A 16,060-nucleotide genomic window follows, 5' to 3' on the forward strand; every position below is an offset into this window, starting at 1 on the left:
CAGGAAGATTTAATATCGGATAGCAAGCCAGTCCAGGGTAACGAATATCTAACCATGCTAGCGTTAAAATTAACCAGATCGCAACTTTTCCTTAACACAGTTTTACATCAACATTGGTTACTATAGTATGCAATGAGACAATTTATGTAACGTAATTTATCGTCTCCCGGATTACATCGTTAGTGGCAATTGTACTTATTTAACAATTCTTAAGGAGAACCTAACATGGTAGTTCAGATGATTCAGGATGATACCCTCTTAACCTTCAAGGAAGCAATGGATTACCTGCGCGTGAGCCGCTCCACCCTCTACCGCTTGATGTGGTCCGGGCAGCTTACTGGACACAAGGTCGGTAGCACCTGGCGTTTCTACCGCGAGGATCTGCGTGCATGCGTGGGACGCGAAATTTCCTCCGCTCCATTGGCAAATGCGCAGTAATTGATTTCCCTTGCCCGTCTAAGTTTACTACATTTGCAGTTTTCCAGATTTATCTATATCGTTTTCATTTTTTAAAAACCTATTGCTGATTCATTGCAAAAAGGTGTAAGCCAGAATCCTGGCTTACACCTTTTTTGTCTGGTTACATCTAAATCTGCTGGTAATCTACAATCTTGTATTGGTCGCCGACCTTCTCGACGGTCAAGGTCACCGCGTACTTTAACTTTGAACGCGTGATATCGAAGGTGACCTTGAGATTGGAGAGCCCCTGCGCACTCGGCTGTGCTGAAACCTGGTTGGTGCGTGGCGTAAAGGAGAGTACCTGGCCATAGCGAGCATCACGCGCCTTGGCCTCGGCAATAAATTGCTCGCGCGTGAGGCCTTGCAAACGTCCTTTCGGCTCGATATAACTAAAAGCCTCATCGTAGTTACGGCTCTGAATGGCGGTGTAGTAGTTATTGATCGTCGTCAGTGAACCCGTGGTTTGCAACACTACAGGAGCCATGACTGATGAAGCTGTCCAGGTACACAAGCCACAACTCACCAGGGCGATCACACCAAAAATAGCAAGCGAGAGCCATACCCACTTATTGGCCCTGCGTCGTACAGGAAGGCCAGGCGCGGGAAAAGGCGCAAATGGAGGCGCGGGCGCGAACTGCGACTCTCCCTGAAATTGCTGGGAACCCTGTGGGCCAGGGTTTCCTCTTGCAGGGACGGGCGGAAAAGTTGACCAGGGCGTCTCTTCAGGCCGTGAAGGCGGTGTTGGCTCTCGTTCGACAGAGGTTGGCTCCTGCATCTGTGCGTAGAATGAGGGCGGGGGTGGATAAACCAGTCCACTCCGGATATCCTCCGCGGAGACCTCCTGTGCGGGCCTGTCTTCATTAGGAGCCGCTGCGACAGAGCCATACTGCTCAGGTATGGTACCGGGCTGCTTGTGCTCTTCCTCCTCAGGTGCCATGTCTACAGATGGCGACTGGCTCTCTCCCTGTTGAGGAGGAGTTGCTTGCGAGGGGGTAGGCGCAGGATACTCGTACAATGGCTGAGCCGATTGACCAGGCCCTGTCTTGGCTTCTTCTTCTGGGGTCTGCTGCATAATAACTTACTCTTATCCAAATCAAAAAATGAAAATTAGTCCCTTTACTGCTTATCCGAAAACCTGAGCGCGGAGCACTAGTCGCGAGAGCGACGTTGGGTTTCGGAATAAGAGCTTAGCCAGAAACAATTATAGCGTACATTAACTATACGCCAGAGAGAAGGCGAAAGTTCTTATTGCTGCTCAAATTGTCTCTCCAGATCGCGACGCACATATATCTCGGCCTCGGCGCGTGACACGCGATGCTCACGTGCATAGCTCAATAGGCGCTGCACATAGCAAGAGGCCAAAATCTCGCGTTGCTCTGCTAGACTAAGCATAGGACGTAATTTCAATTTTGTATAGGGGTAAAAGTCTTTATCCTGAAGCGCTGTCGCCAGAAGATGAGCCAGGTCGTTAACTGCTTTACAGGCGGTGGGATCATCGAAGAAACGCGGCTGAGTGCTGGAGACCACAAGCGCCCCGGCGACTCTGCCACCACGCATGACGGGGGCCGCACATGAACTTGCCTCATGGGTATCGACTTCAACGAGGAGGCGAGCCGCTTCGTCCCGGCTATCCCAGCGCATCATGCGTTGCTGCATCACCGCCGACCCGGCAAGCGTCGTACTTCCCAGAAAGACACGGCTATCAGTCGCTGGCGACCAGGGTTCGGTGCCACGGGCCAGCGCTTCATATAACGAATGAATCGTCCCATCGTCCTCGCAAGGAGGCATAAAAGAGGCATAGATGATGGTGATTCCCTTGTGCTCTGTATCCAACTGGAGCAGGGCATAATCAAAAATCGTCTGCGCAACTTGCCAGAGACAGTTGGCTGGATCAGCGGTGCTCGCAATCAACTCAAGGACACGGCGATAGATCTCGACCCGAATCTCAGGGATACTCGCCAGAATGTTCATATCAAGAACGTCTGGAAAGGTTTTGTTAATCGCCTGTATTATTGCCTGTCGATGCTCTGACATCACATCAGGAAGATTGCGTAAATGTGAGTGTCGAGGATCAGAGGTACCATTCATCCAGCGGTAGATAGTGTTCTCTGCGACATCCAACTCGCGTGAGATGCGCCCAATCTCAGCCCGGTTACGATGCAAAATAGCATGCAACGTACTACTAAATGGTGAGAGCCCCTTCTCATTAGCGCTATTGAGCACAGGAATATTATCGGCGGCGACCTGGCTCCCCTTGCGCGCTTGCGCCGTACTTTTAGCATTCTCAGTACGCGAGAGGGCACTCTTGCGTGGAGGACGCGCTTGCTTCAGGATGGCTGTATTCTTGCGTTTTCCTTGCCCACTCCTCAAACTGCCACGCAATACATTCTCTTCCAGTTCGTTGCCTGGCTGTTCGGGATTGCGTCCTTTCTGCATACCAATAGCCCTCTTCCTTAGGGAGCCACATGCTCCATCTCTATTTATCTCACCCATTATAGCATAGAAACGGGACTTTATTGTAGATATTCACATGAAGAATAGATAAAAAAATGCAGGCAGTTATTTCACAAATGTGAATATTTAGCAGAAAAGAGCAGGGCATATTTCTAGCAGGCATCCTTTTTTCTTCACCAAGGCCCCACCGCTTATCCTCTTCAATTAACCCAGTTGTACAAGTTTATTTCAGGCGAGCACTGCAGGCCTGAGGCACCTTGCCCAAAACATAGAGGGTTAGCTCATAAGAGAGAGATGCCATATACGTTCCTATTGCAAACGCATCATTTATATTATCACTTACAAAATACATTTGATTAAACAAAGATACATTACAATGTATACACTAACTTCATACAATGTTGCACATCTATTGATTTTTCATCCATCGATATGTTAATATTACTGCTGTTAATGCTCGTGCTGAGAATTTTGTATCTGGTTGGAAGGTTAAGGTTAAGTGTTAATGGCGGGAAACAATCTCATTCACGTAAATGATTACGGTTTACCTCTCAATGCAATTGAATGGTTGGAGACACACCATCAAAGCAAGGCCAACGAACGCATCCATATGATCCAGGAAATCGCCCTCCCACAGGGAGGATTTATTGTTGATGCGGGTTGTGGACCAGGGCTCTGGACACCAATGCTGGCCAAGGCCGTTGGTCCAGAGGGGCGTATCCTTGGAGTTGACATCTCAGATGAGTCGCTCCACGTTGCGCACCAGCGAAGCATAGGTGCCTGGTATGAGGACCAGGTTGAATATCGACGGGCCGACCTGGAACAACTTCCCATTGAACTCAATACAGCGGATATCATTTTCAGTGCAAATGTCAGCCAGTACTTTCCTTCACCAGTGAATACCTTTGCCGCCATGCGACCCTACCTCAAACATGGTGGACGCCTGATTGTGAAGGATATCGACTTCGGCACTATGCGCTTTGGTGTTCTGAGTCAGGCGCTACAAAAACGTGTCTTGCGCGCACGACAAAAGTGGGAGGAGAAGCGGGCAGCTCTGGGGTACGCACATGAAGATAGCTGGATCGGTTCCAAGCTCCAGCACTACCTGCGCGAGGCAGGATATAATGCGGTGGTTGAACACGCCTATCCCATTCGCCGACACTCTCCCCTCACGCCTGAATATCGTTCCTATCTTCAGGGGATCGCCGAGTGGTTTCTCTGCGAGGGCGCACCTTTTCTCTCCGCTACCGAAAAAGTACAATGGAGACGCAGCTTCTTCTCGGAAAAAAACTGCATTTTTGACCATCCCGACTTCTTCTGCGAAGAAGTAGAGTATGTCGTGAGTGGCATCCGCAATATACAGAAAGAAACGCTATTCGACGAGCAAGCCAGGGCACAAATAGATACACATTTGCATACATTTGTCTTTGAACCGGGCTCCTTAACACCATCACTCTCACGCTAAAAACTGCCCTCTCCGTGAATGGAGGGGCGAAGTAAGTGTCACGCAGACAAACTTCGACACTTTATTCTGTCAGTTCATAGCTGAAACCGCCTTATAGCGGCGCATAGATCTTTCTGATCAAAGAACTATGCGGGCTACATGTTTCGTGAGTTGCGCCCAGGGATTATATTTATACATTGTGACGTACATTGTAAGATGTATTGTTTGACAACGTATAAATACAATCCTCTTTTTTGGCGCTTTATCATACCAGCCAGCACAGATACAAAAAGGAACCCATTTTCAGGGTTCCTTTGTAGAGAGATGAAATTGATATCGATGAAATTGATATCAAATTAGAAAATGCGGCATCCTATCACCCGCGAGCCTAATGGCAGCTCCCTAGTTTATCGGCAATCATCGCAATGGCAACATCCCCCACCAGTGATTGTAACTGGTTGTGGAGCTGTCCCATATTCTCCATTCGCGCAGTAATAAACTCATGTTGTGACATACCGTAAGAAATTTCAGATAATCCGCGTTGTGCTGCCTCATATTCTGCGCTTATCTGCGACAATAAGCGCGCAACCTCACTGCGCTGTTCCTGTGCCTCTAGCATCATTCATTCCTCCACTGTCCCTATGGGTGGACTGCTTCTCCGCGTTTTACTCTCTTACCTATACTTGCACATATGTACATACAATGTTGCTCTTTTGTAGTCACATACTGTACATTGCACGTTAATAGTATGCATGAAGTTGCATCTAATTGTCTAGTGTTTTTCTCTTGAAACAGCTTATACACAAGAAATCTTCATACAATTTTTACATATTTTTATGTAATATGCCTACATTGTTATAACAAAGGAGAAACGTTTTATAAAGCCACTTCAATAAGCTAAAACCGCTAAAATTTCCCCAGGCTGTTCCTCTAGCCTTAACAAAAAGATACTCAGAAATAGGCAGGTACTTGAGTACTAATTCTCCCTCATACATTCTCCCTCATACAATGTCGATTACTCTCTCCCCCAATGGCAATACATATAGAGACTACGCAGCCGACATCTTATTAAAATTTCATAAAGGCCCAGATTTGAGCAACCATGCTTTTTTATCAAAATTAGCCTATGTTTCTTGTTAAAGTTGTGTTATACTAATTTTATTGTTAGCCTGCCGGCTGGAAACAATGAAGTATACTTTTAGCGGAGCCGGTAGGTAGAAGCTATGTCGATCTCCCTTTAAGCAGTGATTTATATAGACGAATCTCTATAAAAAGATCGCTCTACTTCACGCTTGACGCGGCATAGCACCAAGCAGGAGCTTCATTCTATATGAAGAAGGGTAACAGTAAGCAAAGCTGCGAACTGTTACGAAGCGAAAGGAGTATCCCTTCATGGCTCGTGTCCAATTTGAGAACATCTACAAACGCTTCGGCAAGGTAGAAGTCGTCCATGATGTCAGCTTTGATATCAAGGACAAGGAATTCATGGTCCTGGTCGGCCCCTCTGGTTGTGGTAAGAGTACCTGCCTGCGCATGGTTGCAGGTCTTGAGGAGCCTAGCGAAGGCCAGATCTACATCGGTGACCGCATGGTCAATGGCGTCGATCCTAAGGATCGCGATATCGCCATGGTCTTCCAGAACTATGCGCTCTATCCTCACATGACCGTATTTGACAACATGGCCTTCGGTCTGAAATTACGCCACTACCCCAAAGCAGAGATCAAGAAGCGCGTTGAAGACGCAGCCGGGCAGCTCGGTCTCGAAAACCTGCTCAAGCGTAAACCCAAAGAACTCTCTGGTGGTCAGCGCCAGCGCGTTGCCCTGGGTCGCGCGATTGTCCGCGAGGCGCAGGTTTTCCTGATGGACGAGCCGCTCTCCAACCTGGATGCCAAGCTGCGCGTTGAGACGCGTGCGAATATCATCAAACTGCACCAGCGCATTCAGACAACGACTATTTACGTTACCCACGACCAGGTCGAGGCTATGACCATGGGTGACCGTATTGCAGTCCTGAATGGCGGCGTTATCCAGCAACTGGGTACACCACAGGACCTGTATGATCATCCCGCGAACATGTTCGTCGCTGGCTTCATTGGTACTCCTACCATGAACTTCATCCCCGGTGCGAAGGTCGTTGGTGAAGGCGACCTGACCAAGCTCGTGCTTGAAGGCATTGGCCAGATTGAGTTACCTGCTGAGCTGGCCAAGCTCGCTCGTGACGCGGCTGGCCGCGAGTTGACCTTCGGTATCCGCCCCTCACACCTTGAGGATGCGACCCTGGTCGGCGAGAGCAGCACACGCTCCAGCATCGACGGCACGGTTGACGTGGTTGAGAACCTCGGTAACGAGCTCCAGGTTTACCTGACCGCTGGCGGCAAGAGCCTGATCGCGACGCTCGATCCTCGCTCCCGCGCGGTTCCCGGCAACAAGATCCGCCTGTATGTTGAGAGTGATCGTATTCACCTCTTCGATACCGCGACCGGCGAATCCATCTTCTAAGCAAACTTTACAAAGAGAAAGAGACCAGTGGCGCGTCTGCCACTGGTCTCTTTCTCTTTGTTGGAAGTTGGCTTTTCAGCGCCTGCGGCGCTTCGCAGGAGTAAGAGTATGTGGCGGCGGTCCGGCTCAGCCGGACCGCCGCCACATACTCTTACCAGGTGAAATACGTGGTGCTTGCTTCCCACAAAAAAGGTGTCCTGCTCAGTCTGAGCAGGACACCTCACTAAAGGATTGGGGAACCGTAACGACAAACGCTAGAGAAAAATCTACGGCTTAAGCGCTTGCCTGGTTTGCTAGTTGCGCAGGGGCTTGCCTGTCATCAGAATAGCCTGCATACGCTCCTGGGTCTTCTCCATACCACAGAGGCTCAGGAAGGCTTCACGCTCCAGGTCGAGCACCTGCTGCTCCGTTAGCGGTGTGAGAGGTGAGCAATTGCCACCAGTCAGGACGCGTGCCAGGTGGCGCGCGACAACGGCATCATGCTCGCTAACCTTGCCGGTAAGCAACAGATTATCTACCTGCTGCTCCAGGACCAGGCGCGCGCCAGAACCTGGCAGGATCATCAGCTGCGGCTGGGCTGGCTGCCACTTACCGGCGGCCTGGGCCTCGGCCAGTTGTAGAGCATCCGCCTTGGCATCGCGCAGGAGTACGGCGCGATTGACACTCAACCTGTCCGTCTTACGCAGGAAGCGTAGCTCCTGGGCCTCGACCGCGCTGGTCGAGACGGTGGCCATGGCGATGGTCTCAAAGGCCTTACGCGACGGGGTGAAAGGACCGCCCGTCTTGCCCGCCTTCTGACGCTCCAGGTCGGCTCCATGACGCAGGAGAAGCTCTTTACAGCCGCCCCCCGCTGGCACCACGCCAACACCCACTTCGACGAGGCCAATATACGACTCGGCTAGGGCGCGCGTATGGTTACAATGCATAATGATCTCACAGCCACCGCCAAGTGCGCGACCAGTCGGCGCGGCCACAACAGGGATGGAACTGTACTTGAGCATCTGGTTCGCCTGCTGTAACCCGTTGACGGCATTATTGATCATATCCCATTCCCCCTGACGCGCCCCCATGAGCACGAGGAAGAGGTTCGCACCAGCCGAGAAGTCGGAAGCGTCGTTCGCGACGACCAGGGCGCGGAACTGCTTTGGCCCCTCCTCGACGGCATAGCGGATCATCTCGATGATGCCCTCATCGATGGAGTTCATCTTGGTATGGAACTCCAGGCAAGCCACACCATCACCCAGGTCGATCAGGGCCGCCGAGCCGTTGTCACGCACGACCTTGTTGCTGGCTTTGAGCGCGGTGAAGGTGATGCTGCCCGCTGGCACAGGCACCGGCTTATAAGTGTCATCTTTGAAGTCAAAGTACTGGCGGACGCTGTTGGTCTCGACGTAGAATGTCCCCTGCCCCTTTTCGCGCACGCGCTGGACCAGTTCGGGCAATTCGCGTCCCTCAAGAGTCTTCTCCAGCACCTGGGGATTCTTGAGCAGGAGATCCCAGACCTCAAAGCTACCAAAGTCAAAGTTAAAGCCCCAGCGCATGGCCTCATCGACCGCGACGACGCTATCGGCTATCTCAGCCGCCAGAGTTGCGGCATAGATCAGGGAGTCCGCCATGGTCTCGCGGGCCAGTTGCCCGCCTTTGTCATCGCTATTGAGCATGGCAAGCACACGCTGCGCCGGGTCGTCATAATTGCGTGCCGTGCCAATGGAGGCCAGGCGCACCTTCTGCTTCGACCCATACTCCAGCGTCGTTAGATCCAATTCAAGGATCTCTGAGCCGCCACCGGGCTGCTTCACGCGCTTATAGAAGCCCTGCCCGCTCTTCTCCCCAAGCTTGCCTTGCGCGACCATCTGGCGGATGATCTCTGGCAGCTTAAACGTCTCACGCCAGGGGTCTTCTGGCGCGTTCTGATAGAGGTTGTCGGCGACATGCGCCAGGGTATCCAGGCCCGAGAGGTCGGCTGTGCGGAAAACGGCTGATTTCGGGCGTCCCATGGAGGGGCCAAGGATGGCATCCACCTCACCAACGCTATAGCCCTCGGCCAGCGCACGGTGAATGGTCGAGAGAAAGCCATACACACCGACACGGTTGGCGATAAAGTTCGGGGTATCCTTACACAGGACCACGCCCTTACCCAGCACTTCCGTCCCAAACTCGCGCATAAAGGGCAGGAGCGCAGGATCGGTATCGGGCGTGGGAACCAGTTCCAGCAAGGGCATATAGCGCACGGGATTGAAGAAGTGCGTGATCAGGAAGTTGCGGCGGAACTCGGGGCCACGCCCCTCGATCAGCTGGTGCGCGGGAAGGCCCGAGGTGTTCGAGCTGATGATGGTGTGAGGCGCCAGCACCTTCTCCAGGCGCTCATACAGAGAATGCTTGATATCGAGACGCTCAACGACGGCCTCGATGACCCAATCCACCTCGGCCAGCGTCTGCAAGTCATCCTCAATATTGCCAACCGTTACCAGTTGCGCGCCGCGTTTGGTATAGAAGGCGGCTGGCCTGGCTTTGAGAGCCTTCTCCAGCCCAGTACGGGCCACAATGCTCCGATCTTTGGCATCTGGAGGCACAATATCTAGCAGCAGGCTGGGGATGCCAACGTTGGCGAGATGGGCGGCGATAGCCGCGCCCATCACACCAGCGCCGATCACGCCTACTTTGCGAATGCGATATGGCGTGGTAGACATGACTATGAAATCCTCTCGATCAAGGTGGCAACGCCCTGGCCACCGCCGACACACAGCGTGGCAATACCCAGCGTCTTATCCAGAGTCTGTAGATCATTCACCAGGGTGGCAATCAAGCGAGCGCCGCTACAACCCAGGGGATGCCCCAGGGCAATCGCGCCACCATGGGGATTCAGCTTCGCCTCATCATCAAGGCCCAGTTCGCGGATTACGGCCAGGTTCTGCACGGCAAAGGCCTCGTTCAGCTCGAAGACATCGATATCGCTTAGTTGCAGGCCCGAGCGCTGGAGAACTTTGCGCACCGCGGAGACGGGTCCAATGCCCATAATGTCGGGGCGTACGCCAGAGACAGCCATGGTGCGAATGCGGGCCAGGGGCGTAATCCCCTGCTCACGCGCCTTCTCCTCGGACATGATCACAACGGCGGAGGCACCATCATTGAGCGGGCTGGAGTTACCAGCGGTCACGGTGCCACCTTTGATAAAGGCGGGCTCCAGGCTGGCGAGCCTCTCAAGCGAGGTATCTCGGCGTGGTCCCTCGTCGATCTCCATCACGCGCCCATCGGGCAGGGGCACGGGTACGATCTCGCGCTTGAAGATGCCCTTCTCAGTCGCCGCAATGGCGCGCTGGTGGCTGCGCAGCGCGAAGGCATCCTGAGCCTCGCGGCTGATATTATGCAGGCGCGCCAGGTTCTCGGCGGTAATCCCCATGGGCATATAGCTGGCATAGCCATATTCAAGCTCACAGGGCGGGAGATACGACTCGGCCTTTTCGCCCTCACGCGGCGGGACCAGGCGCGGATTAAAGCTGGGGTTAAAGCCGCCCATAGGCACACGGGACATATTCTCAACGCCGCCCGCGATAATCACATCTCCCAGGCCAAGCATAACGCTCTGCGCGGCCATGTTCACTGCTTGCAGGCTGGAGGCGCAGAAGCGGTTGACAGTCACACCGCCTGCGGTCTCGGGCAGGTCAGCGAGCGCACCTACAATACGCGCCAGGTTCATGCCCTGCTCCCCTTCAGGGAAGGCACAGCCAAGGATCAGATCTTCGATCAGCGAGCGATCCAGATTCGGCACGCGCTCAACGGCGGCTTTAACCGCTAGAGCGGCGAGGTCATCGGCACGTACATCTCTTAGCACGCCTTTATTCGCGCGCCCAATAGGAGTGCGTACAGCACTCACGATCACGGCTTCTGGCATTATCTATGGCTCCTTTATGAGAGTGAATAGTTGTTTTACAGTGAGGGTACCAACGCCCTGGTTTAGTCGCATGGCACACACATCTCATCTGGCTCGAGGTCACGCACAACTCCCTGTGTCTCGCCAGCCAGAACACGCTTGCCATGCTGATTGAAGCAGGTGAAGATGGAAGTCATGTGTGTCCGCCCAGCCTGCTGCTCAAGCTGGGTCACTGTGACGATACAGCGGACGGTATCTCCAGCATAGACGGGACGTAGAAAATCAAAGTTGAGCGAACGCGCGATATAGTTCAGGTCCCCACCAAGTTTGGTGGGAAGCGTCGCGGTAAGCAATCCATGCACCATGACACGTCCTTGCTCATCGGGGAGGATATGATGCGCACCCTTGTCACCTGAGAGGTGAGCAAAGAGCCGCACCTCATCCAGGGTAAATGTACGCTCCCAAGACTTCGTATCTCCAACCTGCATAGCAAAACTCCTCTTCGTATTGTGGCAGTACGCGATAGAGGTGCTACAACTTCCTGGTTTAGCTCAAGAGGGGGGCACTAATCCCTCGTTGAGGATAAAAAGAGAGAACAGGACGTGGGGGGGGGAGTGACTCCCCCCCACATCCCACAACCAGGAGCTAAGAATGTAGGGTATTTGCTTGTAGCAATCCGATAGGTTGTATTAGAGGGAGAAGGGGTAGCCCTGCTTCTCAACCACGATAGAGGCGATCTCGCGCTGGAGCGCAACACCGTTGATCGCATAGTCGCCCACGTAGGTACGCACACGCTCCAGAACTTTGGCGACGCGTCCCTCGTCAATATAGGACATCAGGAGTTGATCCAGGTTGGCACGGATGCGAGTAAAGGCCAGCCAGGAGGCGAGTTGCGCCAGTTTGACATGGGTCGCGCTCTCGGCATCACCACGACGCACGGCCTGGATGGCACGCGCCAGGGCGCTATCGACCGCGTACAGGTCGATCAGCAGATTCGCCAGGTACTCGATAAACTCCTGCTCCTGCTCAAGGGCCTGCATATACTTCATGGCCACGTTGACGGCAGCATAGATGGTGGCATCCTTCGAGCGCTCAAGAGTGTTAACGGCCTCACGCAGTTCGGCAGGCACCTTCTCATCGGCACCATTCGACGGCTGATTGGCCTTAATGCGCCCCTCAACCTGGGGATAGATGGTCATCAAGCTGACCTGGCCCTTCATCGCGCGGCGGAAGAGCGTGCCCGAGGCCACCATGCGGTTAATCTCATTCGTACCCTCGAAGATACGCTGGATACGCGCATCGCGATAGGCCTTCTCGATGGGGTACTCCTTCATAAAGCCGTAGCCACCGAAGATCTGTACGCCCTCGTCGACCACCATAGCCAGGACCTCGCTACCATGTACCTTGGCCAGGGAAGCCTCAATGGCATAATCCTCAACGGCTTTGAAGATGGCATCTGTATTGTCGCCACCGCTATGCTGCGCGTTGGAGATGTTGGCGGCGGTGCGGAAGACCTCGCTCTCAGCGGCATAGGTCTCGGCGGCCATACGAGCCAGCTTCTTCTTGATCATGCCGAACTCATGCAGGAATTTGCCGAAGGCCTTGCGCTCATTGGTATAGGTCGCAGCCAGCTTTAAGGCGTTGCGCGCACCACCAACGGTACCGGCACCCAGTTTGAGGCGGCCAATATTGAGAATGTTAAAGGCGATCTTGTAACCCTTGTGAATCTTGCCCAACAGATTCTCGGTAGGCACCTTGACATCCTGAAGGATCAACTGGCGCGTCGAGGAGCCCTTGATGCCCATCTTATTCTCTTCGGGTCCAGTAGTGACACCTGGCCAGTTGGCCTCGACAATAAAGGCGGAGGGGCGCTCATTGCCGATGCGGGCAAAGACCACGAAGACATCAGCGAAACCAGCATTCGAAATCCACTGCTTGGTGCCGTTGAGGATATAGTACTTGCCATCCTCGGAGAGTTCGGCGCGCGTGCCCAGGCCCATGGCGTCAGAGCCAACGCCCGGCTCAGTCAGCGCATAAGCAGCGATCCATTCGCCGGTCGCAAGCTTGGGCAGGTAGGCCTGCTTCTGCTCCTCGGTACCGTAGTAGACGATGGGGAGCGAACCAATGGTGGTATGCGCGCCAAAGGCCACGCTAAAGGAGGCCTCCTTCTGCTGCGAGGCGACCAGGACACTGGTCAGCAGGCCCAGTTCCGCGCCACCGTAGGCCTCGGGGATTTCAATCATCAGCAGACCCTGCTCGCCAGCTTTCTTCAGCAGGGAGGGCATAACGCCCGGCTCCTGGCTCTCGATGGCGTCGAGTTTGGGCAAGACTTCGCGCTCGACGAAGGTCACGCTGGACTCTTCGAACATGCGCTGATCTTCGTCACGCTGCTCCGGGGTAAATATTCTATCCGCGTTCTCACTGACGGGAGTCGTCAAAAAGGCTGTTCCAGCTTCAGTTGGCTTCATAGTTGTCGACATAGGTTCCCTTTCTCCTTTGGAGTAGAAGTCAAACGCATCTATGCGGCTATGCTTGTTTTTCAACACGAAGTTCGCGCCGAAGGACCTTGCCGACAAGTGTTTTCGGCAGATTTTTGCGGAACTCCACAACCTTAGGCACTTTATAAGCGGTTAATTCTTCTTTACAGAAAGCGATAATTTGCTGGCGAGTTTCTTCAGAGGGCGCGACGCCGGGCTTGAGCACGATAAAGGCTCCCACCGTCTCGCCACGATACTCGTGGGGGACAGCGGTGACGGCGGCCTCAACAACCGAAGGGTGGCGGAAGAGTACCTCCTCGACCTCGCGCGGATAGACGTTAAAGCCGCTGGCGAGGATCAGATCCTTGGCCCGGTCAACCACGTAGAAAAAGCCATCTTCATCCATGCGGCCAATATCGCCCGTACGCATCCAGCCGTTACGGAAGATATCCGTGGTCTCCTCTGGCCGATTCCAGTACCCCTGCATAATATTGGGACCCTTGACCACGATCTCGCCAATCTCGTTGACGGGAAGCAGTTCGCCAGTGGCAATGTTCATGATCGCAGCCTCGACCTCTGGGAGGGGAAGACCAATACTGCCGCCGCGCCGATTATCATTCAGTGGGTTGCAGTGCGTCACAGGCGCGGCCTCGCTCAGACCATACCCCTCGACCAGCTTGGCCCTGGTCGCGGACTCAAAATCCGTCTGTACTTTGGCTGGCAAAGGAGCTGCGCCACTGATACAATATTGGATAGAGCTAAGGTACTCGGGATTCTTGCCCGCCTCGCGCAAAATCGCGATATACATCGTCGGAATCCCCGGAAAGAGTGTTGGACGCGTCCGCCGAATTGTATCCAGGACCTCATCGGGCTTGAAACGAGGGATAAGGACCATCGTTGCCGCGATCAGAATCGAGAGATTCATGCCGACCGTCAGACCATAGGCATGGAAGAAGGGAGCGGCACACAGCGTAATTTCCTGGGCATCGCGAGCCATAGTTGTCCAATAGCGCGTCTGCATGGCATTGGCTATCAGGTTGCGGTGCGTAAGCATCGCACCCTTGGAGAGACCAGTGGTGCCACCTGTATATTGCAGGAGGGCCAGGTCATCGCCCTTCGCCGCTTGGGGCAGGCTAAACAACTCAATGCCGCCACGCGTGGCATGTGACTCTAACATAGTGCTCATGATATGTAGCGACTCATCGCCGCGCCGCTCTTTTTCAGATAAGAGCGGACCCGACTTATTCGTGCCACGATGGCTCAGGGGATAGAGCGTGCGCAAGACGGCTGGCAAGTAATCCGAGGGACTGGTTAAAATAACATGCTCAAGGGCTGTTTCCTTGCGTATCTCGCGTACAACAGGATAATAATCATCGAGCATAACCAGGACACGCGCGCCAGAATCGGCCATCTGGTGACGCATCTCATGCGCTGTATACAGTGGATTGGTAGGAACGACAACCGCGCCCGCACGCAATGCCCCGAAGAAGGCAATCGGGTACTGGGGAATATTTGGCAATGCGATGGCCACACGGTCGCCCTTGTGAATACCTAGCTTCTGTAAGCTAATCGCAAAGCGATTGGCCAGGTGCGAGAGCTGAGCATAGGTCAGCTTGGCGCCAAAGTAGCTGATAGCGCAAGCGCTTGGGTAGCGACTGGCAGTCGTGTCGAGCAGAGACGTTACAGCGCGATCAGGAATATCAAGAAGAGCGGGAACACCTTCCTGGTAGTGACGTATCCATGGTCGCTCCCGAAGAAGTTCTTCGCGCCCATCACTGGTAAGAGTAGAGAAACGCTGCTGCTCTGGGGTGTTGTTGATTAAAGATGGGTCAGACATTTAGCCAAAGCTCCTCTCCATAGGGGGACATCATCCATGCGACGCTCTGAGCGACCACTCTGTCGCGGCGATAAGCACCAACAACCCATTTCTCCTTTCTCTAATTATATGGCGCTTATAGAGTAATAGCCACGTTGCCAGCTAACAAATTTTTGGGCATAATAGAGTATAGCTAACGAAAAAGGGATTATCATAGAGAGAGTAAAGGCCAGGGATGATACATAGCAAAACATTTACTTTTCCACAACTGATCACCCATTTACGCCAGACACGAGGCATGTCCCAGGGGCAGCTCGCCCAGGCCACACGCCTCTCCCGCACTTATATCTATCACCTGGAGACAGGGCAGCGCGCCAATCCCTCGCCGCATGTCGTGCAACTTCTCGCCAGGGCCTTTGAACTCGTGAGCGACGAACGGCAGGAGCTCTACGATGCCTATACGCGCCTGACGGGGCACTATATTAGTCAGGAACCCGAAGAAGCCCTCCTCGAATTAGGAGACCTGGCAAGCCTGCTGGTACAAAATACCTCTTATCCCGCGCACGCCCTCAATCGCCTCTGGTACCTACACGCCTGGAACGAGGCTTCCCTACAATTATTTGAAATTTCCGAAGAGCGCTCTCAGCAAAAGAATCTGCATTTACTGGAGTTTGTATTTGATCCCGAGATGCGCCGGCGCTTCCATGGCTGGGAGAACCTGGCTCGCCGCCTGGTCAGCGACTTTCAGTACAACGCCAGCACCAGCACCCATCTCCCAGAATATAAGGCCCTGCGCAAACGCCTGCGCGAACTTCCAGAGTTTAGACGCATCGCCAATTCGTCCTACTCGCAGGGGAAACCCGTCCCCTCATTCGTGTTCCAGGTACAACATAGTACACTGGGAAGACTGACCCTACGCACCGCAACCACCGTTTTTACTGGCATCGCAAACTACTCCATGGTCAGCTATGTACCCGGCGATCAGCAAACACTGCGCATTTACCGCGAACAGGGATGGCAACCACAATCTTAAAACTTCG

At 53.7% G+C, this 16,060-nt stretch carries 12 protein-coding genes; 4 read left to right on the plus strand and 8 right to left on the minus strand.

Annotated elements, in window-relative coordinates; translation table 11 throughout:
• Positions 1-225 precede the first annotated feature (225 nt).
• On the plus strand, positions 226-438 hold the full coding sequence (locus JMJ16_RS36015) for a helix-turn-helix domain-containing protein (protein WP_201370697.1): 213 nt from the start codon (positions 226-228) through the stop codon (positions 436-438).
• Positions 439-586: 148 nt separating this feature from the next.
• Here the strand turns inward: JMJ16_RS36015 and JMJ16_RS36020 are convergent, their stop codons facing one another.
• Both JMJ16_RS36020 and JMJ16_RS36025 read right to left on the minus strand, forming a co-directional pair.
• Positions 587-1,531, minus strand: a complete 945-nt coding sequence (locus JMJ16_RS36020) for a hypothetical protein (RefSeq protein ID WP_201389501.1) — start codon at positions 1,529-1,531, stop codon at positions 587-589.
• Positions 1,532-1,704: 173 nt separating this feature from the next.
• Positions 1,705-2,895 carry a GAF domain-containing protein gene (locus tag JMJ16_RS36025; RefSeq protein WP_201389503.1) on the minus strand — a complete coding sequence of 397 codons (1,191 nt, stop codon included), beginning with the start codon at positions 2,893-2,895 and terminating at the stop codon, positions 1,705-1,707.
• 523 nt (positions 2,896-3,418) lie between these two features.
• Between JMJ16_RS36025 and JMJ16_RS36030 the strand changes: the two genes are divergently transcribed.
• Complete coding sequence (locus tag JMJ16_RS36030) at positions 3,419-4,378, plus strand: methyltransferase domain-containing protein (RefSeq protein ID WP_201389505.1); 960 nt, start codon at positions 3,419-3,421, stop codon at positions 4,376-4,378.
• A 367-nt stretch (positions 4,379-4,745) separates the two neighbouring features.
• On the opposite strand, the gene JMJ16_RS36035 is transcribed toward JMJ16_RS36030, so the two are convergent.
• The gene (locus JMJ16_RS36035; RefSeq protein WP_201370693.1) at positions 4,746-4,979 is read right to left on the minus strand and encodes a hypothetical protein; all 234 of its coding nucleotides are present in this window, start codon (positions 4,977-4,979) and stop codon (positions 4,746-4,748) included.
• Positions 4,980-5,749: 770 nt separating this feature from the next.
• Here JMJ16_RS36035 and JMJ16_RS36040 point away from each other — a divergent pair.
• Positions 5,750-6,856, plus strand: coding sequence for an ABC transporter ATP-binding protein (locus tag JMJ16_RS36040; protein ID WP_201370692.1), 1,107 nt, complete (start codon positions 5,750-5,752; stop codon positions 6,854-6,856).
• Between the two features lie 293 nt (positions 6,857-7,149).
• Here JMJ16_RS36040 and JMJ16_RS36045 read toward each other — a convergent pair whose 3' ends face one another.
• The 5 genes from JMJ16_RS36045 to JMJ16_RS36065 all read right to left on the minus strand — a co-directional run bounded on the left by JMJ16_RS36045 (position 7,150) and on the right by JMJ16_RS36065 (position 15,041).
• Complete coding sequence (locus JMJ16_RS36045) at positions 7,150-9,546, minus strand: 3-hydroxyacyl-CoA dehydrogenase/enoyl-CoA hydratase family protein (protein WP_201389507.1); 2,397 nt, start codon at positions 9,544-9,546, stop codon at positions 7,150-7,152.
• 2 nt (positions 9,547-9,548) lie between these two features.
• Positions 9,549-10,748 carry a thiolase family protein gene (locus JMJ16_RS36050; protein ID WP_201389509.1) on the minus strand — a complete coding sequence of 400 codons (1,200 nt, stop codon included), beginning with the start codon at positions 10,746-10,748 and terminating at the stop codon, positions 9,549-9,551.
• Between the two features lie 62 nt (positions 10,749-10,810).
• Positions 10,811-11,215 (minus strand): MaoC family dehydratase, encoded by a 405-nt coding sequence (locus JMJ16_RS36055; RefSeq protein ID WP_201370689.1) that lies wholly within the window; start codon positions 11,213-11,215, stop codon positions 10,811-10,813.
• Positions 11,216-11,416: 201 nt separating this feature from the next.
• Positions 11,417-13,207, minus strand: a complete 1,791-nt coding sequence (locus JMJ16_RS36060) for an acyl-CoA dehydrogenase family protein (RefSeq protein WP_201389511.1) — start codon at positions 13,205-13,207, stop codon at positions 11,417-11,419.
• Positions 13,208-13,253: 46 nt separating this feature from the next.
• A complete protein-coding gene (locus tag JMJ16_RS36065) occupies positions 13,254-15,041 on the minus strand; it encodes a long-chain fatty acid--CoA ligase (RefSeq protein WP_201389513.1) in 1,788 nt (595 codons plus the stop codon).
• Between the two features lie 214 nt (positions 15,042-15,255).
• Between JMJ16_RS36065 and JMJ16_RS36070 the strand changes: the two genes are divergently transcribed.
• Positions 15,256-16,053 carry a helix-turn-helix transcriptional regulator gene (locus JMJ16_RS36070; protein ID WP_201370686.1) on the plus strand — a complete coding sequence of 266 codons (798 nt, stop codon included), beginning with the start codon at positions 15,256-15,258 and terminating at the stop codon, positions 16,051-16,053.
• Positions 16,054-16,060: the final 7 nt, after the last annotated feature.

Source organism: Ktedonobacter sp. SOSP1-52 (genome assembly GCF_016587395.1).

Coding starts and splice junctions, on each gene's coding strand:
- JMJ16_RS36070 (WP_201370686.1), top strand. CDS start 15,256: ATGATACATAGCAAAACATTTACTTTTCCACAACTGATCACCCATTTA.
- JMJ16_RS36040 (WP_201370692.1), top strand. CDS start 5,750: ATGGCTCGTGTCCAATTTGAGAACATCTACAAACGCTTCGGCAAGGTA.
- JMJ16_RS36025 (WP_201389503.1), bottom strand. CDS start 2,895: ATGCAGAAAGGACGCAATCCCGAACAGCCAGGCAACGAACTGGAAGAG.
- JMJ16_RS36030 (WP_201389505.1), top strand. CDS start 3,419: ATGGCGGGAAACAATCTCATTCACGTAAATGATTACGGTTTACCTCTC.
- JMJ16_RS36020 (WP_201389501.1), bottom strand. CDS start 1,531: ATGCAGCAGACCCCAGAAGAAGAAGCCAAGACAGGGCCTGGTCAATCG.
- JMJ16_RS36050 (WP_201389509.1), bottom strand. CDS start 10,748: ATGCCAGAAGCCGTGATCGTGAGTGCTGTACGCACTCCTATTGGGCGC.
- JMJ16_RS36065 (WP_201389513.1), bottom strand. CDS start 15,041: ATGTCTGACCCATCTTTAATCAACAACACCCCAGAGCAGCAGCGTTTC.
- JMJ16_RS36035 (WP_201370693.1), bottom strand. CDS start 4,979: ATGATGCTAGAGGCACAGGAACAGCGCAGTGAGGTTGCGCGCTTATTG.
- JMJ16_RS36060 (WP_201389511.1), bottom strand. CDS start 13,207: ATGTCGACAACTATGAAGCCAACTGAAGCTGGAACAGCCTTTTTGACG.
- JMJ16_RS36055 (WP_201370689.1), bottom strand. CDS start 11,215: ATGCAGGTTGGAGATACGAAGTCTTGGGAGCGTACATTTACCCTGGAT.
- JMJ16_RS36015 (WP_201370697.1), top strand. CDS start 226: ATGGTAGTTCAGATGATTCAGGATGATACCCTCTTAACCTTCAAGGAA.
- JMJ16_RS36045 (WP_201389507.1), bottom strand. CDS start 9,546: ATGTCTACCACGCCATATCGCATTCGCAAAGTAGGCGTGATCGGCGCT.